This window comes from Isosphaeraceae bacterium EP7 (genome assembly GCA_038400315.1).
Lineage (GTDB): Bacteria > Planctomycetota > Planctomycetia > Isosphaerales > Isosphaeraceae > EP7.
On record CP151667.1, the window covers coordinates 2,378,468 to 2,400,961 of the forward strand.

Consider the following 22,494-nt stretch of genomic DNA (forward strand, 5'->3'; position numbering starts at 1 on the left):
CGCGACGGCCCGCCCGACTTCGATGTCGTGGCGAGCCCTGGGCTGCTCAATTCATCGCGATCCCGGCGGGCATCCATCGAGGCAGGGCCGACCGATCGCAGTGCAGACCTGCCCCCACAATTTGAGCCTCGACATTCAACGCGAGTCGTTCGCAGACGTAGTCGATTTGCTCGTCGGTCATCTCGGTGAAGAAAGGCAGGGCCAGCGTGGACTGGGCGACCCGCTCGGTCACCGGGAAGTCTCCGGGCCGGTGGCCAAGCCGCTCGCGGTAGAGCGGTTGCAGGTGGATCGGCACGAAGTAAGGTCGAGTCGGGATGCCGTCCGCCTCGAGCGCCGCCATGAGTGCGGGCCTGTCGATCCCCTCTTCAAGCCTCACGACGTAGACGAACCAGCTCATCCGCGTGGTCTCGGGCGCGATGAATGGGATCTCGACCCCATCCTGCGAGGCGAGTCGCCTGTTGTATCGGGCGGCGACTCGTGCGCGGCGGTCGAGGATCTCGTCGAGCCGCCCTAGCTGCGTCAGGCCCATCGCCGCGCTCATCTCGTCGAGCCGGTAGTTGAAGCCCAGCCGCACGTGGTTCATCCAGGTCCCGTCGTCGTCGCGCCCCTGATTGGACAGGCTCCGCAGGACTCGCGCGAACGCGCGGTCGTCGGTGACGATCATGCCCCCCTCGCCGGCGGTGATTTGCTTGTTGGGATAGAAGGCGAAGACCGCCGCCCTAGCCTGGCTTCCCACACGCCGGCCGTTCCGCTCGGCACCGATCGCCTCGCACGCGTCCTGGATCAGCTCGAGGTCGTGCTCCTCGGCGATCGACCTCAGCTCTTCGATGGGGCAAGGCTGGCCGAAGACGTCGACGGCGACGATGGCCCGGGTCTTCGGGGTGATCAGGGCCTCGACATTGCTCGGGTCGATGTTCAGCGTCCGCGGGTCGATGTCGGCGAAGACCGGCCGCGCCCCCTGGTAAAGTGCGCAGTTGGCCGAGGCGATGAAGCTGAACGGGGTCGTGATCACCTCGTCGCCGGGGCCGATCCCAGCGGCGGCCAGGCAGAGGTGCAGCCCGCTCGTGCCGCTGTTGACGGCGACGCCCTCGGCAACTCCGGCGGACTCCGCAGCCGCGCGTTCGAAGGCGCCAACCTGCGGCCCCAGGCTCAGTGTCCGTGTCCGCAGGACGGCGAGGACCGCTTCGATCTCGACTTCGGTGATCGAGGGCTGGGACAGTGGGACTCTCATCGATGCGCGGGCCTTGCTCACAGATCATCCTCCGTTGAATTGGACGTCACCGCATCGCACTCGCAACCAGCTCGCTCGGAGACCGGACCGAGGGCCGGATGGCTGCCTGTACGTAAAATCGGGACCGGTTTTGCCGCTTCGTGGGCGAGAGACCTCGGGACACGGTTCTCCGTCCCTGTGATTCAACTTAAGTCGCCGATCGAGGCCGGTCGTCGGGGTCAGTCGGAATCCCGCCGCCCCGACGCGTTTTCCGGGCAGATTTCTCGCAGTCGGTGGGCGATGCTTGGTCGTCGACGCCGTGCGCAGGCGACTTGTTGGAAACCACATCAAGTCGTCTAGGGCTGGTTCGCGGGATACTCAGGGGCAGGTTAGACGCGCGATCCGCCCCGTAGCCGTACCCGCATTCCCGACCATCGATCCCGTTGATCACGACCCCAAAGACGGGGGAGCCGATGCTTTTGAGGGACTCGCTCGTCCGCTCGGCGTCCTGCCGGCGGATGGCAGAGGCCCGGACGACGAGTAAGACTCCGTCGACCAGCCCGCCCAGGATCGCGGCATCAGCGACGGTCAGGAGCGGCGGGGAGTCGATGATCACAGAGTCGTAGGACCGGCGGACCGCGGCGAGGAACTCCACCAGCCGGAGCGAGGTCAGTAGCTCGGCCGGGTCGTCGACGTCCGGGCCTGCCGTGACGACGTCGAGCTTCGCGACCGATGTGGCCTGAACGGCCAGGTGGACCGGCACTCGGTCCTGGAGAATCTGAGAGAGACCGAAATCGCGGCTGAGGCCGTGGATCGCGTCGAGCCTGGGGCGGCGGAGGTCGGCATCGACGAGCAGGACTCGCCGGCCGGCCTGGGCCAGGCTGATCGCCAGGTTACTGGCCGTGGTCGTCTTGCCGTCGCCCGGCATCGGGCTGGTAACCATGATTACCTGCAGGGGTCGGCTGCGGCGCAGGAAATCGAGGTTGGTCCGGACGACCCGGAAGCCCTCGGCCGCGGGAGACCGGGGCATCACATGACCGAGCAAGCCGGGCCCGCCCGGCGTGGCGAGACGGCCCCCCGTTAACCTGGGGATCAGGCCCAGTACGGAGAGGCCGACCGCATGGCGGATCTCCTCGACCGTATGCAGTCGAGAGTCAAGCTGATCAACGACCACCGCGCTGCCCAAGCCCAGAACGAGCCCGGCCGCCAGCGCCACGCCGAGGACCAGAACCGAATTCGGGCGGACCGGGGACGTGCTGGGCGGGTCGACGACCTGGGCCGAGATCCCATTGAAGTCGCCAGCAAGCTGCACCTGCTTGAGCTGGTCGACCACGGTGTTGAACAATGCCCTCTGGCGCTCCAGATTGCTGCGGACGTTGGCGATGGCTAGCCAATCGACCTCGGAACGCTTCGATGCATCCAGGTCCTCGGCAAACTTCCCCTGGATCTCCACGCGCATCGCCTCGACCGAGGCGAGGCCGTGCTCGATCGAATCGAGCAGGTCGCGGATCGCGCCGTGCTCCTGATGAGAGGGGCCCTTCGAGCGTCCGTCCCGCAGCCGGGCGATCTGGGACCGGACGGCGATCAACGGGGCATCCTTCGGGCCGAACTTCCCGGTCAGCTCTCGCTCGCGATTTTCCAGGCGTAGCAGGATGTCCGCGTCGATCGCCGCCAGCTTGTCCTTCAGGGTCTGCTCGCGGGCGAGCACCACGTCCAGCTGCGCCTTGGCCCTGTTGGCCTCGGCATCGGCGAATTCATCCCGCCCGAGCTGCTGTAAGAGCATTGGCCGCCGCTGGGCCATGAGCCGGTCCAGTTCTGCCTGCAACGTCCCGACTTGCCCCGCGGCCTGCCGCGCCGCCAGGTCGCTCGAATTGCGGGCCCTGATCCGGGACGCCGAACGCTGCTGCTGGGCGGCTCGCAGCCGGTCCCGCAGTTCGGCCACGTCAGGGTCCGCGGCGAGCAGCCTGGCCAGTTGCGTCTCGTCGATCGGCCGGCTCGGATCCCGGCCCGAGCGCCGACGTTCGTGGCCTTCGAGCAGGCGGGTGGCCGCGCCTCGCTGCAGCTCGAGGTCGGTCAGCTCCTCGAGAAGTCGAGCCGCGAGCGCGGTGTCGGGATCGGCCGAGCCATCGTCTTGAGGCTGGGCATTGGGGGATGCCGCTCCGCCGAGGTGTCCCATCGCCTGATTGATGGCCCTCAGGCTGGCTCCGTTGGCCGCCAGCTTCCTGCCGAGCTCGAGCTGGGCCTTGAGATAGACGGTCTTGAGCCTCGCCTCTCCCGCGGCGTGATCCCAGAGCTCGACTCGACGAGCCTGAGACGACCGGCCCGCGTCGTCCGCGGCCTGTGCGGGGGCCTCCTTGTAGAGCTCCAGGTACTTCTGCTCGAGCTCCTGCAGATCACGGCCAAGCTCGTCCCTCGCCTTCACCAGTAGCTCGGTCACGTCGTGATTCTTCTTGTGATACCGATCGTCCAGGAAGGATTCATAGCTCGCCAGAACGGCGCGAAGGACCGCCTCGGCATCAGCGGGATCGGCGGATAGATAGCCGACCTGGAGCACCTTCGCGGCGGGATCAGGGCGGCTGACCGTCAGACGATTGACGACCTCGCGTGTCGAGCGATCACCAAACCCGAGCGACACGAGGGCACGGCCCACGACCAGTGGACTGCGGAGGATCAGCGCCTGAGTCGGCAGGTAATCCTCAATCCCCTCGACTGACTGCCCCGCGTCGCCCCGCGTGAGGCTGAGAGGACTCCGACCTTGCTGGAGGACGAGAAGTCGGCTGGTCGAGTGAAACGAGGTCGTCTTCCTCGCCAGGTAGACGACCGAGGCCGTCAGGCAGGCCAGCGCCGCGACCGTGACGATCGGCCAGTTGCGTCGCGCCGTGCTCAGCAGGCGGCGAATGTCATCGAGGAGCCCGGCCGAATGGGATCCCGGCGCCGGGAGGGCGTGTGATGCCGATTGCGGCATGGGACTCTCCGATTCTTGTGGGGAAATTCGCGGGACGTTCCGGGTGGGTGGTTTCGAGCCCGTTCAGGTACGACAAAATTAAGTTAAGGCGCGGATCGACCACTTCCGCCGCTCATTCGCCAGATCGGCATCGCTCCGCCCCATCAGGGAGCCGGAACGGTCCGGGCGAGCGTCCCGGCCGTTGATAGCACGGCACGGCGCAGGCCCTGATGTTCGGGGTTGAGCTGTTCACCGATGACGGCCTGGCGATAGGCGAGCTCGGCCTCTCCCCGAGCCACTAGCCAGGTGATGAATTCCTCGCGCCACTCCGCTCGCGAGGGCTCGAGGGCCAACGCCCTCACCCAGAGCGATTTTGCGAGATTGGATTCCCCCAGCCCGGCCCTGGCGAGGGCCTCCAAGCGGAGCCGCTCCGGAGCCGACAGGCTGGTGTCGTCCGGAGTTCGCTCCAGGGTCGCCCGAAAAAATCGGAGCCGTACCTCCGCGCCGTCAGCGTGGGTGTATAGCCCGTTCACGAATGGAATCGGCCAGGCACCTCCGCTGGGGAGGACTCCGTCGAGGATCATCCCCGGGTCGAGCACGGCCGAGGCCGCGTCTGCGACCTCTTCCCACGAGGTCGGCCGGACTTCCAGGCAACGCCTCCAGCACAGGGTCGCCAGGTCGAGGTCGCCGGCCTGCGCGTCCAGCGCAAGTATTGAGCTGTCGGCCCCGGCAAGCCGGAGGGCGCGGCCGGCATGGACACGAGTCGGCTCTCACCCGTCGATCAGGTAGCTGAGGATTGCCAGATGGGCATGGGCCGAGGCCAGGGCAGGCGAGCTCCGTCGAGCATCCAGGAAGCAGCGGGTGGCCGGGACGAGGTGGCGCCGGAGGGGCTCATGCCCGATCACCTCGGACCCCCACCCGACTCCCGAGTGCGGCGCGGAGTGGACCGTGGCATGGAGCCAGAGTGGGTCGGCCAGTTGGGCAACTGCCGCCGGATTGTCGACCGAATCGCCGAGCCTTTCGGCCGCTTCACGCTCGTACAGGTCCAGGTGCGTCATCCCGAGCCGGAGATGCCCTTTGCCCCAGTCCGGTCGATCGAGGAGGGCCAGTTCCAGGGCCGACTGCATCCGCTCAAGTGCGGCCTTCGTCACAATTCGGGGAATCGCCATCGGCGTCCCGGCCCCCGGCGTGGGGTGGCCGGTGCCGGCCAGCTTCGACTCGGACCGGGCGCGGCCGAAGTCATGATAAACCAGGGCGAGGGCGAGCCCGAGCACGGCCAGGATCAGCCCTGCTGCGACCGACCGAGCCATCCTCGGCCCGGCGTCGACCGGTCGAGCCTTACCGGCTCGGGTCGGGTCGCAGACATGCCCGCAGAGAACGACGGCGGGGATCGCGACCCTGGGGATGTGCGGGCTGAAATCGAACAGGCTCTGCACGGCCAAGGCCGTCAGGCCGAACAGGCCACCCGCAGCCAAGGCCCGGTCGGATTCCGTCGGGGCCTGGCGGACGGCGCGGACGCCCTCGAGACCGACGGCAGCCACCCCCACGAAGGCCATGCCCAGGCCAAGCAGGCCCCCCTCGACAAGCAGGTCGAGGGGCTCGTTCTCCGCCCGGGCGAAGATTACCCCTTGACCGTGACGGAACGAGGGGCCAGCCGCGACCCCGAAGCACCCCAGGCCCGAGCCGAGATACGGGTGTGCCGCCCAGGCCTGGGCGGCCGCCCCCCAGATTTCGAGGCGGTCGGAGTAGGCAGATCCATCCCGGAGCGAGCCCAGGCGGTGGTAAGCGGAAGTTTCGCCCACGATCGCCAGGAGCAGGACGGTCATCGCGGCAATCACCGCGAGGACACCGCCGATCTGCACGCCGACCCGGCCGCGGAGCAACAGGGCCATCACAGCCGCGGCGACCATCGTTGCCATAAGACCACTGCGCGAATGCGAGCTGACGATCCCGACGATGATCAGGCTGGCGGCATACGCCCCCCAAGCTCGTGAACCTCGGCAGCGCAGCACCGGGCCTGACAAGCCGAGACCCAGGGCCAGGTTGAGCGATGCAGCCAGCGGGTTATGGCCGACAAACGGGCCCCCCGTACGCCAACCGTCGACGATCGGAGAGGCCCGGAACCCGTAAATTTTGCCGCCCCACGACAGGGATTGCAGCAATGCGAACAGTCCCATCGCCGAGGCGCTTACGACCATCGCCACGCCGAACCGGCGCATCGCCGCATGGCCGCCACCCAGGCCGCGCACGCCTAGTACTACAGTTGCAACTAACCGATCAGCCCGGTAGTTTGGCCATGGAATCCCCGAGGAGGATCACCATGGCCAGCACCGATGCCGCCTTCAGCCCCGAGGACGTCCACGATTGGGGGCGGCAGATCGACGAGGTGGCCCGCCGGATCGGGGCGAGGTTTCCTCGAAGCGAGACCCGCGATCGCGTCCGGGCCTATCTCATCGGCCTGCTCGGGCCGGTCCAGCGGAAGAACGCCTGGCAGGTCGCCGAGCAGATCGGTGACGAGACGCCCTACGGCGTCCAGTACCTCATGGGCCGGGCCGACTGGGACCCCGACTCCGTCCGCGACGACCTGCGGGCCTACGTCGTCGAGACGCTCGGCGACCCCGACGCCGTGCTGATCCTCGACGAGACCGGGTTCCTCAAGAAGGGGACCAAGTCGGTGGGCGTGGCGAGGCAATACACCGGCACCGCGGGCCGGATCGAGAACGCCCAGGTCGGGGTCTTCCTCGCGTACGCCAGCCGGCATGGCGTCGCGTTCCTCGACCGCACGCTGTACCTGCCCGAGGAGTGGGCCGGCGACCCCGGGCGGTGCAAGGCGGCGGGTGTCCCGGAGAAGACCGCCTTCGCGACCAAGATCCGGCTGGCCAGGGCGATGCTCGAGCGGGCGTTCAAGGCCGGGGTGCCTGCGGCGTGGGTGACCGGCGACGAGGTCTACGGCGCGTGGGAGTTGCGGCGGTGGCTGGAAGAGCAGAAGCGGCCGTACGTGCTGGCGGTCCGGGCCAACCAGTATGTCTGGGCGGGGTCCGGGCAGGCCGCGGTCGCCACCCTGACCAGAGCGTTGCCGAAGCAGGCCTGGCACAAGATCACCATCGCGGCGGGCAGCAAGGGGCCGAGGCGGTACGCCTGGGCGTGGCTGGAGATCAACAGCGACCTGGGCCCGGCATGGAGGCGGTGGCTGCTGGTGCGCAAGAGTCTGGATGGCCGCGAGGAGTTGGCGTACTCCATCGCGGCCGGCCCGAGCCGCACGACGTTAACCCGGCTGGCCCAGACCGCCGGGGCTCGCTGGGCGGTGGAGGGCGGTTTCGAGGCGGCCAAGCAGGAGGCTGGACTGGCCGACTACGAGGTGCGGAGTTGGACCGGCTGGCATCGGCACATCACCCTGGCCCTGCTGGCCCATGCCGTCCTGGCCGCGATCCGGAGACTTGCCGGCGCACCGCCCAAAAAAAGTCGGCCGACGAGCCGGAGTTGATCGCCCTGACGGTGCCCGAGGCCCGTCGGCTCCTGGTCCGACTCCTGTGGGGACGCCTGCCGGAGGCCGTCGAGGTCCTGGATTGGTCGGTATGGCGGCGCGCCCACCAGGCGTTCGCGCGGCGTTGCCACTACAAGAAACGCGAGGCCGGGCCCCCGGGTTAGTTACAACTGTAGTATTAGGAACAGAAGTAAGGCGGACGCCAGCCTTGCCGGGGCGTGAATCGACTCCTCGGAGACCAGGCTGAGTCTCGCAGCCGGCAGCTTGAAAGGCGGCACAGCATCTCAGATGACCACCCCCTGAGCGGACGGGACCGATGCCGCCCGGTTCTCAGCCGCCACGGAGTCGAGCCGTTTTAGAAGGGCCTCGGGAAGTGGGGCGGCTTGCACCATGGCCAGCAAGGCAAGGCCCGCCAGCGACAGGCTCGTCAGGCCGCAAAGCCAGTTCGGGCGACTTCCCCGGTTCCAACCGGCCAGAATGCACAGGACTATGGCCACGAGGATGCACAGGTCCAGGACCACCTCCGCCCAGGCATCCACCGATCCGAACATCCAGGGGGCCAGGCAGGCCAGGCCGAGGATCGTCGCCGCCGAGAACCGCCCCGCCACCCGCTGGAATGCCGACCCCTCGGCCGTGATTAAGCGCCTCTCCAGGATCCGGACGGGCTCTCGGCACCGGGTGGCCGATGAGTCGCCCCCGACCCGCGTCGAAACCTCGAAATCCACCATCCATGTCACAGGCGTCCCTCGAAAACGCTTGCAACATTCAGGGGCGCGGCCGGCGTTGCCGCGAGCCGGTCGAAGGTGGCAACTTGTGCGGTTGTCCGCTGAAGCTGCACCCGCAACGAGGCCATCGCTTGCTCGATCTGGCGTGCCTGCCTCGGATTGCGCGCGACGGTCTGGGCCAGCCGGGCCAGCCGAGCTTCGAGCTGTTGCACCTGCCGGAGGAGCGCCCGTTTCTGCTGATATAGCAGGGTGCGTACCGGTGAGTCGGGAGGATTGGCGCTCGTCCGCTCTACGGCTTGCACACGCTGCCCGATCCGCTGCTCGGTTAGTTTGATCTGGGCTGGCTGCTGCGGATTACGCGGGATCAACTTCTCCAGCCGATCCAGTTGCCGCTGGAGCTGTGCCTTCTGCCGGGTCAGCAACAGCTCCATCGCCCGGTCCTGTCGCAACATGAGGAGCGACAGGAATCTCTCGCGCTCGGCAGTCATGGCAGGGAAGTACTGGGCCATGGTCGGAGTGGGCCCCCAAGCCGCCAGGAGCTCGAGACACGCCAGCAGGCCGAGGAATCGGGCGATTCGCTGCATCCTTGCACGCTTACTTTCTGATAATTGGAAATGATCAGAAAAGTATAAGTTCAGTGTCGACATTAGGACACTTTGCCCGGGGAGTCAAAAAACCGAATCCTTAAGGAACAGCCCCCGCTTTCAAGTCCTAGGTTGGAATGCGTACCCGCCCCCGACGGAGCAAGATCGTCGCTCGGCATCGTCTCGAGTCGAACAGTTTGAAGTGGAGCTTCACCTTGGCGAGCCTAAATCCCATACAACCCTTGCTGACGGGTCGATGGCCCGGGCTCGTGCCGAATCCCATCGGCGCCGTCCGGGGCGGAAATCTCGAGGCCGATCGCGACTCCGGGGCGGCTACGCGGGATAACAATGAACGCGGATCGTCGAGATGCAGGAGGGCCGCCGGAGCCTACCAGGAGCTGCTCGCGGACGTCATCCCGCGTTGCCGGATCCCGATCTTGCTGATGCTCCACGGGCTGGCCTTCGCGGGGGTCTATCTGCTGGCCCACGTCATCCGCTGCGACGGATCGGTGCCCACGTCCCTCGCGGATGCGGCGATCGCGGCCCTCCCGCTAGTCGTCGGGCTGAAGGTGGCGACCTTCTTGGCGTGCGGGTGCCACCGAGGGTGGTGGCGCTCGGCGACCTTCTCCGACCTGACCGGCCTGGCCGAGGTTGCCACGATCAGCTCACTGACGCTGGCACTGGCCAGCGTGCTATCCCGGGGGCTCTGGCCCGCCCCGCGATCGGTCCTGGTCATCGATTGGGCCGGCAGCCTCCTCGCCCTGTGTGGTGCCCGCGGGACCGTCCGGCTGCTCCACGATCGATACGGGCCCCTCTTCGCGACACGGCGGATAAGCCGCGTGCTCGTCGTCGGCGCAGGCGAAGCCGGCGAGGAACTGGTGCGGCAGATCAGCTCTCACCCCAAGATGGGCCTGAAGGTCGTTGGCATCCTCGATCACGATCGCCTCACTCATGGACGTGTCTTGGCCGGCGCACGGGTCCTCGGCGACCCGGCCGAGCTGGCGAGGCTCTCCGCCCGCCATCGGGTCGAGGCCCTGCTGATCCCCAGCCCAGCGGTTCCGGCGACCGAGGTCCGCGACCTGTCCAGGGCCTGCGGCGCGGCGGGGCTGAAGGCCCAGGTCGTCCCTGGGTTCGACTCACTCCTCTCCGGCGCCCTGACTGTCCAGCCCCGCGATGTCGACATCGAGGACCTGCTCTGCCGCGAGTCGGTTCGGCTTGACGGACCGGCGATCGCCGCCTTCCTGGAGGGCCGCGTCGTCCTGGTCACCGGCGCATCGGGCAGCATCGGCTCCGAACTCTGCCGCCAGGTCCTCACGTTCCGCCCCGCACGCCTCATCCTTCTCGACCACTCGGAGAATGGGCTGTTCTTCCTGGAGCGTAGGCTCCGACCCTTCGTGTCCGGAGCGACCGAGGTCGTCCCCTGCATCGCCAGCATCACCGATGCCGAGAGGATCAGGGCCCTGTTCGCCGAACATCGTCCGCACGTCGTCCTACACGCCGCGGCACACAAGCATGTCCCGATGATGGAGTCCAACCCCGGCGAGGCGGTCAAGAACAACGTCTTCGGCACGCGTACTGTGGTCGACGAGTCGCTCCGCGCCCGCGTCGACGCGTTTGTGATGATCTCCACCGACAAGGCGGTTAACCCGACCAGCATCATGGGAGTCTGCAAGCGACTCGCCGAGATCTACATGCAATCGCTCTCCGGACGGACAAACACGCGGCTGGTCACCGTCCGCTTCGGCAACGTCCTGGGCTCCAACGGCAGCGTCGTGCCGATCTTCAAGGATCAGATCCGTGATGGCGAGCCGATCACCGTCACTCACCCCGACATGACCCGCTACTTCATGACCATCCCCGAGGCGGCGCAGCTGGTCCTTCAGGCCGGGGCCCAGGGGAGGGGGGGCGAGATCTTCGTGCTCGACATGGGCGAGCCGGTCAAGATTGTCGACCTGGCCCGCGACATGATCCGGCTGTCTGGCCAGGCCGAGGGGCGCGACGTCGAGATCATCTTCACGGGCATGCGGCCCGGCGAGAAGCTCCACGAGGAATTGTACGACCAGGGCGAGGAGTTGCTCGCGACGGCTCATCCCAAGATCCGCGCAGCCCGGCACCGCCCTTATCCGCAAGACAGGATCGACGCCGGGCTCGATCGGCTCGTCGCCGCCGTCGACGGCCCCGCCAAGCAAATTGTCGCCATCCTCGCCGACCTAGTGCCCGGCTATCGACCCGATCGAATCGACCCCGCCCAGCACTCCTCCGATCGTCGCCCCGCCACCATCGGGGGACCAACGCAAGATTCCCTGCCCGAGATTCAAGCAATTCACTCACAAACCTTGGGAACGCTTGAAACAAGAGGTCCTGGCGCAACATTCGAGCTCGCCGGATCCAACGTGGTGTCCTCGATCTATCCCCCGGCTCGCCCGGCCGCGCGTCCCGAGCGGCTCGGCCGACTCGTCGGGTCCGCTGTGTCATAGGGATATTGATCGATGGACTGAAAACAGATGCGTTTGAACATCGGCCGACACGTTCGCCCCTAATCTCGGAGCCCGGATCGCGATCGCGACGGAGGCGAGCCGATTCCTCGGTCGCGAGGCCGCCGGGAAGGAGGGCCTCAGCCTGGTCACCCTGCCGCGATGAGCCCGACCCTTGACCTACCCACGCCCAGTTGCCTGAAAATCCTGGAACTCTGGGTCGGAAAATGAGCCCGGCGTGCCGATAAGGATGGAGATCACGGCTAAGCGGGTTGCTTCGGTCAATCGGGCCATGAGAGCCTGCCCAATCAACCGGATCACCCCCAAACGCCTCGAAGCAATCGAGCGAGGTGAATGCGGAAGGCGGACCCTGTGAACGAAAAGAAGCCCTTCACCCTACTCGGTATTCGAAAGTCTTTGGTCGTCATGGCGATGGTGAGCACCGCCCATCTTGCCGAACTTGGCGTCCACCGCTGTTGGGCACAGCCGCAGGCCGTCCTGATCCCTGCCCTGCCACAGCACTCCACGCCGGAAACCTTCCGCCTGACACTCGACGACGCCAGGCAGCGGATTCTCGCGAATCATAAGCTCCTCAGGCTCGCCGCCCTTAACGTCCAGGGAAAGGGTCATGAGACGAGCGCAGCCCGAGCCGACTACTTCCCGAAGATCGTCGGGAACACCGTGTATCTGCACTTCAATGATTCGTTGGGTTCGGTCGTCAGCACCCAGGGGCGCCCGATCCTTGGAATCCCCGCGAAGACGGTTGCCGTGAACGTGTTGAACCAAAACACATCGTTCACGAACGTCACGGTCCTCCAGCCTATCACGGACCTCATTAAGGTCCGCCAGGGGGTCCAGGTCGCCCAGGCCGATGAGAATATTGCTCAGGCCCAGCTCGAAAAAGGGATGCGAGAACTTCTCGGTGGCATGGAGCAGCTCTACTGGGGGCTCCTGGCGACTCAACGAATCCGCGCCGGTGTCGTCGAAGGATATTCCGGGGCACAGAAACTTGCCGAACTCGGCACCGTCGAGACCCGGACTGCGTTGCTCGAGGCAAGGCAGGCACTCCAGCAAGTTAACGTCCAGTTTGCTGACCTTCAGGAGCAGCTCGATATCCTCTTGGATCTGCCCCCTTCCACGATCCTAGAATTGATCGAGCCACCCCTGCCCGGACTGCCAGTCGCCTGCGCCGATGATGCGATCAAACTCGCCATGGAAACCAGCCCGGACCTGCGGGAAGCCGCGGCCAACATCGCCAAGGCCGACGCCGCGACCCGCGCCGCCCGTCTCGACTTCGTGCCGAGTATCGCCGCGATGGGCGGCTATACGAACCAGACGGGTGCGTCGTACATCCAGCAGAATATCGGCTACGTCGGCCTCGTGGGTTCGTACACGTTCGTCGACTGGGGCAAGCGGAAGAATGTGATCCGCGGTCGCGAGCACCTGATCAGCATGGCGCACCTGAAATACAGGCAAACCCAGGACGAGCTGTTTCAGAAGACGTTGAAAGCATATCGGGGCATGTCCGAGAGCCATGAGGCCCTGATCCTCGCCCAGGAGCTGGTCGAACTCCGCAAGGAGGCCGAGGAGAAGGCGCTCCCAGCGGCACAGACGAATCCCGTTGGCCTGATCGAGGCGTCGAAGGCCCGCACGACGGCGGAGGTGGACTACGTGAAGGCGGATCTCGGTTACCGCCAAGCCCACATGGAGCTTTGCATGCTGATCGGCCGTTAGTCGCATCGACTCGCGGCCCGGGGGGTGAATTCGCTTCGCGGGCCGCGAGACGCGAGCCCCGCCCAGGCACAAGCCGGGGCGGGGTCGAACGACTCTGCTATTTCAGATCGACGGTCACCTTGCCGATCTTGCCGGTGAACTTGTTGTCGCGTTCCTTGTAATCGTCGGTCACCGGTGTCTCGCCATCGAGGCCGACGTCCGCGCCTTCGTCGGCCGAGAAGATGTTGGCCTGCGTGCGGTCGATCCGCCCCTCGGCGACCTTCTCACCGTCGACGAAGATCGTGCCCTTGCCGCCCTTGCCCTGACCGCCGTCGTACACGAACTCGTAGCGGATCGTCACCTTGCCCTCGGGCAGCGGTTTGGGAGCAGCAACCTTATATGAACTGAGGCCGAGGAAGTTGTACGTGTAAGCCGGCTTGCCATCCTTGACGTACAAACTCCATCCGCCGAATCGCCCGGCCTGGGACAGGATCACGCCGTTCACGCCACCTTTCGGAACCTGGACCTCGGCGGTGATGGTGTGCGACTTGTTCTTGGTGTTGATGAAGACGTTCTCCGTCATCCCGATCATGCCCTCGTAGACCGTGAGCGAGGTGCGGCCTGCCATCAGGTCGGGACGACCCGCGAGAGCGGCATTCGCACGCTCGATCACGCGATCATCGAGCGGCAAGGCATGGTTTTTGGTGGCCTCCTTCAGGAAAAGCTCCTGCAATTCCTTGAGCTTCTCGGGATGCTTCGCGGCCACATCGTTCGCCGAGCTGAAGTCCTCGTCGACGTGGTACAGCTCCCACTTGTCTTCGAGGAATGGCCTCCGTGGTGTCATCTCCCAGGCGGCACGGTGAACGGTGTGGGCCAACCAGCCGTCGTGGTAGATGCCGCGGTTACCGAAGATCTCGAAGTACTGCGTCTTGTGCCGGTCCTTCGCCTTCGCGTCCGCGAACGAGTACAGCATGCTCACGCCTTCGATGGGCGTCTGGGGCGTGGTGTTGACCACCGTGGGTTCGGGCAGGCCGGCCGCTTCGAGGATCGTCGGTGCGATGTCGATGACGTGATGCCACTGCGAACGAATCTCGCCCTTGGCCGCGATCCCCTCGGGCCAGTGGATCACCATTCCGTTGCGAGTGCCGCCGTAGCTGCCGGCGACTTGCTTCGTCCAGGCGAACGGCGCGTCGCCGGCCACGGCCCAACCGGCGGCGTAGTGGCCGTAGGAGCTCGGGCCGCCCAGTTCGTCGAGATGCTTGAGGATCTCAGGCACCGTTTCCGGTACGCCGTTGAAGTACGTCATTTCATTGAAAAGCCCGTTCATGGTGCCTTCGCCGCTCGCGCCGTTGTCGCCGACGATGTAGAAGACGAGCGTGTTGTCCAACTGACCGAGGTCGTCGATAGCCTGGATGACGCGGCCGACTTCGTAGTCGGCATATTCGCCGAACCCGGCGAAGACCTCCATCTGGCGGGCGAAGAGTCGCTTCTCGTCGACGCCGAGTTTGTCCCAATCCTTGATGGCATCGGGCTTGGGCGCGAGCTTCGTACCGGAGGGGACGACGCCGAGCTTGATCTGGCGGGAAAGCGTCTCTTCACGAAGCGTGTCCCAGCCCTGGTCGAATTTGCCCTTATACTTGGCGATCCACTCCTTCGGCACGTGATGCGGGGCGTGCGTTGCACCAGGCGCGAAGTAGGTGAAAAACGGCTTGTCAGGCGTCAGCGATTTCTGGAAGTTCGTCCACTTGATCGCCTGGTTGGCGAGGTCCGTCATGAGGTGGTAGTTCGGGTCCTTCGGTACCTCGATGCGGGTCATGTCCTCGTAGATCGCCGGGGACCACTGGTTCGCCTCGCCGCCGATGAATCCGTAGAACTTGTCGAAGCCGGCGCGGGTCGGCCACCGGTCGGTCGGGCCGGACGGGCTCACTTCCCAGGCGGCGGTCTCATGCGACTTGCCGAAGGCGGACGTGCTGTACCCATTGAGCCGCAACATCTCCGCCAGCGGTGCTACGCTGTTCGGGCGTTGCCCGGTCTGGCCTGGGAATGCGGTGGCAGTCTCGGTGATCGATCCCATGTTACAGACGTGATGATTGCGTCCGGTCAGCAAGGCAGCGCGGCTCGGCGAGCAGAGTGCAGTGGTGTGGAACTGGTTGTATCTCAGGCCGCCCTTGGCCATTTTCTCTAGCGTCGGCATGTGGATCGGTCCGCCGAAGGCGCTGGACTGACCGAAGCCCATGTCGTCGATCAGCACGACAAGCACGTTCGGGGCCTTGGCAGGCGCCTTGACCTCAAACCGCGGCGGGGCCTTCGCGTTGCGGGCGTCGAGTTCGGTGATCGGCGGGAGCTTCGGCTCAAGAATCGGCAGGACCGTCCGGTCGAGTTTGAACGTCTGCTGGTCGTCGACCGAGGAGTTCGGACCCAAGTCCGCGGCCGTCGCGAGTCCGGGACCTGCCGTGCCGTTCACCGCCGCATGGCCTAACGCCATGCATACGGCGAGAACTAAGATCGTCAGCCATGTCATGACTCTCTTCACGATGGAAACTCCTCGATGTCATCGGGTGAGAACTCAGACACTTCGCAGTCGGTCGCCGTCAGGCATGCGGGACGCGTGATCGTCAGTCCCGGGGGACGACTACGGACTTCCAGTCGGTCTTCTGTGCTCGGCTCACCATGACCAGCCGTGCTCCCGCTCGGCTTACGCGATCCCGCGCCAGGCGTCGTCGTGTTCGACAAGTCGCTTCAGCGACCGCAGCTTACTGCTCCGGAAGTTGCATCGCATGGTGGTAACGACCCGTTGTTGGCGTTTCCTACGGATAGGAACTGTGTGCAGGAGGTCTACAGGGCAGGACTTCGCCATTCTGAGGGGAGTAAGACGACCAGGATTGCCGGCAAGGATTTACTCCCGCACGATCTCACGATGTGGCCGGCCTGTGAGTCGCTCCTGTCTCACGTCAGCCTCATGGAATGTGAAACATTGATTTCATCGGACCGCTCGACGCGTTATGATGCTGTCGGGTCGGGAGCCGCAAGGGTTCTCTCGAGGCATTCGATGATTCGACGAACGCAACCCCGCAACATCCTGCGAGGCTGGACGCTGACGCTGATCCTCGCCCTTCCTGCGATGGGTGCGGGAGACGTCGCGGAACGCGACTTCTTCGAGGCGAGGGTCCGCCCTGTCCTCGTCAAGCATTGCTACGCGTGCCACTCGGCCGGGGCGTCGAAGGCCAAGGGTGGTCTGCGGCTCGACGACCGCCAGGCCACGCTCGCCGGTGGCCACTCGGGGCCCGCCCTTGATCCGGGCAAGCCCGACGAGAGCCTGATCATCCAGGCGATCGAGCAGGGGGGCGCTGTCGAGTCGATGCCGCCCAAGGGCAAACTGCCCGACACGGCAATTGCGGACCTCCGCAGGTGGGTCGAACGTGGCGCGTTCGATCCCCGCGAGCCGGCCACATCGCCGATTGTTGCCGCGGAGGCCGACCCCTGGGCGCTCAGGCCCGTCGTTCGGCCGATCGTCCCGACTCCCGAGGCCGATGGGCGACGCTGGGTGCGAGGTCCGATCGACGCATTCATCCTCGACCGCCTCGTTCGGGAAGGGCTGGCCCCCTCAACCGAGGCAAACCGACGGACACTAATCCGGCGCGTGACCTTCGACCTTCTCGGCTTGCCCCCCACGCCCGGTGAAATCGATGCCTTCGTAGCCGACCAGTCCCCCGACGCCTACGAGCGTCTGGTCGACCGCCTGCTGGCCAGCCCGCACTACGGCGAGCGCTGGGCCCGTCGGTGGATGGATCTGGCTCACTATGCCGAGACCCACGGCCACGATCAGGACCGGGTCCGGCCCAACGCCTGGCCGTATCGCGACTATCTCATCAACGCATTCAACGTCGACAAGCCATACGCTCGATTCGTGCGCGAGCAGGTGGCCGCCGACGCCCTCTATCCCGACGAGCCGGGGCTGGCCGTGGCGATGGGCTTCCTGGCGGCCGGGCCCTGGGACGAAAGCTCGCTGCGCGACATCCGCGAGGACAGCATCGACCGCCAGGCGGGTTATTACCTCGACCGCGACGACATGGTGGCCACGGTGATGTCCACCTTCGTCAGCAGCACCGTGCACTGCGCACGCTGTCATGATCATAAGTTCGATCCCATCAGCCAGTCAGAATACTACGGGCTCCAGGCCGTCTTCGCCGGTGTGGGACGGGCCGACCGAGCCTACGATGCCGACCCCAACCTAGCCAAACTGCGTCGCGACCTGACGGCACGGCGAAAGGCACTGACGAACAAGGAACCCGGCCTGATGGCGTCGCTGCTGGACGACACGACGCAGGCCGATGTCGCCTCTTGGGCTGCCACGCGGAAGGGGCCGCTCGTCCCCTGGACGGTGCTGAACCCCTCGGAGATGAAGGCCGAGGGAGGGACGACCCTGACACTCCAGCCCGACCGATCGATCCTGGCCGAAGGGCCTCAGCCGTCCGAGGGCACCTACACGATTATTGCCACAACAGACCTGCCGGGTATCACCGCGGCGAGGCTTGAGTTGCTGCCCGACGACCGCCTGCCCAGCAAGGGCCCGGGGCGAGCCGGCAACGGTAACCTGCATCTGACCGAACTGGTTGTCTCGCACTCATCGACCTCGGCCCCCGATCGTTGGCGGCCAGTGAAGATCGCCGGATCGATGGCCGACTACGACCAGCCCGGTTGGGGGATCGCCGGTGCCATCGACGGCGACCCGAAGACGGCCTGGGGCATCTATCCCGAGGTCGGCAAGCCGCACGAGGGGGTCTTCGAATTCGGCGAGAACATCGGGGCCTCGTCGCTCCAGTTCGTGCTCCGACAGACCTTCCCGGCCGGCCACCCGATCGGACGATTCCGGATCTCGATCACGAACGCCCTGCGTCCGGTCCGCACGGGCTCGCCTCCGGGGCCGCTCGCCGTCCTCCTAGACATCCCGGCCGAGCATCGGACGACCGACCAGAAGCGAGAGCTTGCGGCGATCTACCTGGCCGAGACCCTGGACCGTCAGATTGCCGCGTTGCCGCCGCAGCAGCTCGTCTATTCGGGCACGAGCGACTTCGCCCCCGACGGCAGCCACAAACCGACCTCCACCCCGAGGCCCGTCTTCATCCTCAATCGAGGCGAGATCCGTCAGCCTGGGGCGGCGGCCGTGCCGGGTGCCCTCGGCTGCGTTGCTGGCCTCGTCTCGCGGTTCGACCGACCAAGCGAGGCCGAACGACGCGCCGAGCTAGCCCGATGGCTGGCCGATCCGGGCAACCCGCTTACCTGGAGGTCGATCGTCAACAGGGCCTGGCAGGCTCACTTCGGCCGCGGGCTGGTCGACACGCCCAACGACTTCGGGCGGATGGGCAGCAAGCCGTCCCATCCCGAATTGCTCGACTGGCTTGCCTGGACGTTTCGCGAGGGCGGGGGCTCGCTGAAGTCGCTCGACCGGATCATCGTCACGTCGGCCTCCTATCGCCAGAGGTCGGACCACAACCAAACCGGGGCGAAGGTCGACGCTGACAACCGTCTGCTCTGGCGGATGAACGTGGCCAGGCTCGACGCCGAGTCGATCCGCGACGCGATGCTGGCCGCCTCGGGACGGCTCGATTCGATGATGGGCGGCCCTTCGGTTCAGCACTTCGCGATGGGCAAGGGGGTGCACGTCACGCCCACGGTCGACTACACGGCGTATGACTGGGACTCGCCCGGCGCTGGCAGGCGGAGCGTCTACCGATTTCTGTTCCGGACGCTGCCCGACCCGTTCATGGAAGTCTTCGACGCCGCGGATTCGTCGCAGTTGACCGCCACGCGAAACGCTTCGGTCACGGCGCTCCAGGCCCTTGCACTCCTGAACGACCCGTTTGTGATCCGCCAGGCCGAGCATTTCGCAGAGCGGCTGGCGGGGCTCGCACCAGACGACGCAGGCCGGGTTCGCGAAGGGTACCGGCTCGCCGTCGGTCGTGAGCCCGAACTGGCCGAGGTCCGCGAGTGGGTCGAGTACGGCCGGAGGCATGGCCTGGCGAACTTCTGCCGGATGCTCCTCAACAGCAGTGAATTCCTGTTCATCCCGTGACGATCGATCGGGAACTTCACCGGATGCAGACCGAGGGCTGGGACATGCACGGGCGGATTTCGCGACGCGAGATGCTCTGGGGCTTGGGGGGTGGCCTTGGCGGCATTGCGCTGGCCGAGATGCTCGGCCGCGGCCGGGCGCTGGCGGGAACGGACGAGGTCCCGCTCGGGCTCAACGGCGGCCTGCATCATCCGGCGAAAGCCAGGCGAATGGTGCAGATTTTCCTCAATGGCGGCGTCAGCCAGATGGACACCTTCGATCGCAAGCCGGAACTGGACCGCCTGCACGGTCAGGCGTTCGATCCCGGCGAGCATGTCGAAGGGGTCACCAGCGTTCCCGGGCAAGTGATGAAGTCGCCGTTTGCATTCCGACAGCACGGCGAGTCAGGCCGCTGGGTGAGCGACGTCTTCCCGCACCTGGCGACCCGCGTGGACGACCTGGCATTCCTGATGGCGGTGACCTCGAAGACCAACGTCCACGGCCCGGCCAGCTACCTGATGAATACGGGGTTTCTCACCCCGGGATTCCCCTGCATGGGGGCCTGGGTCTCGTACGGACTGGGTGCGTTGGGCGACAATTTACCGACGTTCGTCGTGCTGCCCGACCCTAAGGGCCTGCCCTACAACGCCAAGGGCAACTTCTCGGCGGGATTTCTGCCGATGGCCCACCAGGGGACCCCGATCAACGCGGCCGCCCCCGACCCGATTCCCGACCTCTTCCCCCCGAAATCGGCGAAATCGCTGACGGCCGAGTCCGAGCGAGAAGGACTGATGCGACTGGCGGCGATGAACGGTCGGCACGCGGCAAACCATCCGGGCGACTCGCGGCTCGAGTCGCGAATTGCCTCCTACGAGTTGGCCGCCCGGATGCAGCTGAGCGCCCCCGAGGCGCTGGACCTGGCCGGCGAGACCAAGTTGACTAGGCGACTCTACGGGATGGACGAACCCGAGACGGCCGACTTCGGCCGCCGCTGCCTGCTGGCCCGGCGTCTGCTAGAACGGGGTGTCCGGTTCGTGCAGGTCTGGAGCGGCGCGGGCGGTCCCAAGGACAACTGGGACAACCACAGCGATATCCCCAAGGAGCTGCCGGCCATCGCTCGCAGCGTCGATCGGCCGACCGCCGGGTTGCTCGCCGACCTGAAAGCTCGCGGCCTGCTCGATGACACGCTGGTCGTCTGGTCCACCGAGTTCGGACGGATGCCGTTCACCCAGGGGGCCACAGGGCGCGACCATAACGGCGGCACCTCCGTCGCCTGGCTGGCAGGGGCTGGTGTGAAAGCGGGGGTGGCCCATGGCGAGAGCGATCTCTGGTCATGGCGGGCTGCCGCAGGTGCGACGTCAGGGTACGACCTGCACGCGACCATCCTCCATCTCCTCGGGATCGACCACGAACGACTGGTCGTCCGCCACGACGGGATCGATCGCCGGCTCACCGACGTCCACGGCAGGTTGATCCCGGAAATCCTGGCCTAACGTGACGGACCGTGAGACAAGATCGATCCCCGTCGCGCCCGGCTCGGGTCCAGGACCTTCCCGCGCCTCGTCCAACTGACCGACGAGATCCTCAGTTCCAGTCACGGCCATCCAGAATGCTACCTCGCGCAGAAAGCCAGCGACCCATGCCCGAAAACGTGCCACGCCCCAAGACGTGCTTGCCCGATTGGGACGTTGCGGAGCTTCCCGAACCGCATCCATTGAGTTGGCGGAACTGGACGCGGTTTATCGGTCCGGGCGTCGTGATGATGGGCATTCAGATCGGTGGCGGCGAGTGGCTGCTCGGCCCGGAGGTCACCGCCAAGTACGGCGGCGGACTGATGTGGATCGCCACGATCGCCATCATCCTTCAAGTTTTCTACAATATCGAATGCGGCCGATACTCTCTTTACTGCGGCGAGCCCGTCTTCACAGGCTTTCTCCGCACCCGACCGGGCCCTCGATTCTGGATGGGGTTCATCCTCTTCCTGAACCTCAGCGCCCTGATCCCCGGCCTCTCGACCCATGGCGCCGCGATGGCGGCGTCACTCTGGCTGGACCGACCGCCGACGCAGGCGGACAGCAAGCTCGTCACGGGCCTGGCCTACGTGTTCCTCCTGGCCGTCGCGCTGCCGGTCCTGGTCGGGGGAAAGGTCTATAACATGCTCCAGGCGATCATGATGGCGAAGGTCGCCGTGGTTCTGGGGTTCTGTCTGATCGTGGGCGTGCTCTTCGTCAGCCCTGAGAACTGGTGGAATGTGTTCAGCGGCTTCGCGAAGTTCGGCACGGTCCCCACCGTCGTCGATGGCCGCGAGACGACCGTCAACCTCGTCAGTCACTGGGCGAACGGGGAGGAGTGGCCCCTGATCGCGCTTGGGAACATCGCCGTACTCGGGGCGTTCGCGGGCTACGCAGGTGGGGGGGGTCTTTCGAACGCCACATACGGCAACTTCGTGCGAGATAAGGGCTGGGGGATGGGCAGTGTCGTCGGGGCCATCCCCAGCGCCATCGGCGGACGCCACGTGACGCTTAGCCACATCGGCAAGGTGTTCGTCATCGACGCCGAGAACCTGCGGCGATGGAAGGTCTGGTGGCGGTACGTCCTGATCGATCAAATCTATGTCTGGGCCCCTGGCTGCTTCATGGGAATGGCCCTTCCTGCGCTACTCTCTCTCGAGTTCGCGCCGAATTCCCCGCTCGTGGGCGCGAAGCTCGATTGGGCGCAATCGCTCATCACGGCCGATGGCATCCGGCATTCCCCACACTTCCTGGCGACGACGGCGAAGTCGATGTGGATCGCAACGGTGTTGGTCGGGATGATGGTGATGCTGCCCAGTCAGATGTCGATCGTCGACGACTTCAGCCGCCGCTGGACCGACATGATCTGGTCCGGCAACCGCCGGGTCCGCGAGTCGCTGGTAGGCCATCAGGCAGGGCGGATTTACTACTCGATCCTGTGCACCTACGTGATCTGGACGGTGGTCGCGGCCTACGTGTTCAGCACCTACGGCACACCCAAGCTGATGACCCTGGTGATTGCCAACCTCAACAATCTGGCGATCGGCTTGACCGCCTTCCATCTGCTATGGATCAACGTCACGCTATTACCCACCGAGCTAAGGCCGCGGTGGTATCAGCGAGCGGGACTCGCGGCGTGCGGGGTCTTCTATCTGTCGATGGCGGCGTTGGTATTCGTGACGAAACAATGGCCGATAATCCAGCAAATGCTAGGACGCTCGTGAGTCATGTGTCCGGGTGAGGCCGTTCACCCGGCCGGTGCCTCGGGCACTCCTGGAAGGTGCACCCGCACACCGA

At 65.9% G+C, this 22,494-nt stretch carries 14 protein-coding genes; 7 read left to right on the forward strand and 7 right to left on the reverse strand.

The annotated features are described in order from the left end of the window. Positions 1–46 precede the first annotated feature (46 nt). The 4 genes from EP7_RS09125 to EP7_RS09140 form a co-directional block, all read right to left on the reverse strand. Entirely contained in the window at positions 47–1,231 is a 1,185-nt protein-coding gene (locus EP7_RS09125) for a DegT/DnrJ/EryC1/StrS family aminotransferase (RefSeq protein WP_463527544.1), read from the reverse strand. A gap of 187 nt (positions 1,232–1,418) precedes the next feature. Beyond that, positions 1,419–4,175: a polysaccharide biosynthesis tyrosine autokinase gene (locus tag EP7_RS09130; RefSeq protein WP_463527546.1), complete on the reverse strand. Its 2,757-nt coding sequence runs from the start codon at positions 4,173–4,175 to the stop codon at positions 1,419–1,421. Positions 4,176–4,318: 143 nt separating this feature from the next. Next, positions 4,319–4,738, reverse strand: coding sequence for a hypothetical protein (locus EP7_RS09135; RefSeq protein WP_463527547.1), 420 nt, complete (start codon positions 4,736–4,738; stop codon positions 4,319–4,321). A gap of 186 nt (positions 4,739–4,924) precedes the next feature. Then, positions 4,925–6,403 (reverse strand): O-antigen ligase family protein, encoded by a 1,479-nt coding sequence (locus EP7_RS09140; protein WP_463527548.1) that lies wholly within the window; start codon positions 6,401–6,403, stop codon positions 4,925–4,927. 71 nt (positions 6,404–6,474) lie between these two features. Here EP7_RS09140 and EP7_RS09145 point away from each other — a divergent pair, with 71 nt between their 5' ends. Further along, complete coding sequence (locus tag EP7_RS09145) at positions 6,475–7,638, forward strand: IS701 family transposase (RefSeq protein ID WP_463524442.1); 1,164 nt, start codon at positions 6,475–6,477, stop codon at positions 7,636–7,638. Further along, a complete protein-coding gene (locus tag EP7_RS09150; protein WP_463524443.1) occupies positions 7,635–7,802 on the forward strand; it encodes a hypothetical protein in 168 nt (55 codons plus the stop codon). The genes EP7_RS09145 and EP7_RS09150 overlap by 4 nt, the downstream gene beginning before the upstream one ends. 120 nt (positions 7,803–7,922) lie before the next feature. Here the strand turns inward: EP7_RS09150 and EP7_RS09155 are convergent, their stop codons facing one another. Beyond that, the gene (locus EP7_RS09155; protein WP_463527549.1) at positions 7,923–8,375 is read right to left on the reverse strand and encodes a hypothetical protein; all 453 of its coding nucleotides are present in this window, start codon (positions 8,373–8,375) and stop codon (positions 7,923–7,925) included. Continuing rightward, positions 8,372–8,872: a hypothetical protein gene (locus tag EP7_RS09160; RefSeq protein WP_463527550.1), complete on the reverse strand. Its 501-nt coding sequence runs from the start codon at positions 8,870–8,872 to the stop codon at positions 8,372–8,374. Before EP7_RS09160 ends, EP7_RS09155 begins: the two co-directional genes overlap by 4 nt. Before the next feature lie 344 nt (positions 8,873–9,216). Between EP7_RS09160 and EP7_RS09165 the strand changes: the two genes are divergently transcribed. Both EP7_RS09165 and EP7_RS09170 read left to right on the forward strand, forming a co-directional pair. Further along, on the forward strand, positions 9,217–11,424 hold the full coding sequence (locus EP7_RS09165) for a polysaccharide biosynthesis protein (RefSeq protein ID WP_463527551.1): 2,208 nt from the start codon (positions 9,217–9,219) through the stop codon (positions 11,422–11,424). A 369-nt stretch (positions 11,425–11,793) separates the two neighbouring features. After that, on the forward strand, positions 11,794–13,155 hold the full coding sequence (locus EP7_RS09170; protein WP_463527552.1) for a TolC family protein: 1,362 nt from the start codon (positions 11,794–11,796) through the stop codon (positions 13,153–13,155). Between the two features lie 97 nt (positions 13,156–13,252). Here EP7_RS09170 and EP7_RS09175 read toward each other — a convergent pair whose 3' ends face one another. Next, on the reverse strand, positions 13,253–15,619 hold the full coding sequence (locus EP7_RS09175; RefSeq protein WP_463528388.1) for an arylsulfatase: 2,367 nt from the start codon (positions 15,617–15,619) through the stop codon (positions 13,253–13,255). 564 nt (positions 15,620–16,183) lie between these two features. Between EP7_RS09175 and EP7_RS09180 the strand changes: the two genes are divergently transcribed. The 3 genes from EP7_RS09180 to EP7_RS09190 all read left to right on the forward strand — a co-directional run bounded on the left by EP7_RS09180 (position 16,184) and on the right by EP7_RS09190 (position 22,421). Further along, positions 16,184–19,207, forward strand: a complete 3,024-nt coding sequence (locus tag EP7_RS09180; protein ID WP_463527553.1) for a PSD1 and planctomycete cytochrome C domain-containing protein — start codon at positions 16,184–16,186, stop codon at positions 19,205–19,207. A 23-nt stretch (positions 19,208–19,230) separates the two neighbouring features. Further along, the gene (locus EP7_RS09185) at positions 19,231–20,679 is read left to right on the forward strand and encodes a DUF1501 domain-containing protein (protein ID WP_463527554.1); all 1,449 of its coding nucleotides are present in this window, start codon (positions 19,231–19,233) and stop codon (positions 20,677–20,679) included. A 146-nt stretch (positions 20,680–20,825) separates the two neighbouring features. Continuing rightward, positions 20,826–22,421: an Nramp family divalent metal transporter gene (locus EP7_RS09190; RefSeq protein WP_463527555.1), complete on the forward strand. Its 1,596-nt coding sequence runs from the start codon at positions 20,826–20,828 to the stop codon at positions 22,419–22,421. Positions 22,422–22,494 lie beyond the last annotated feature (73 nt).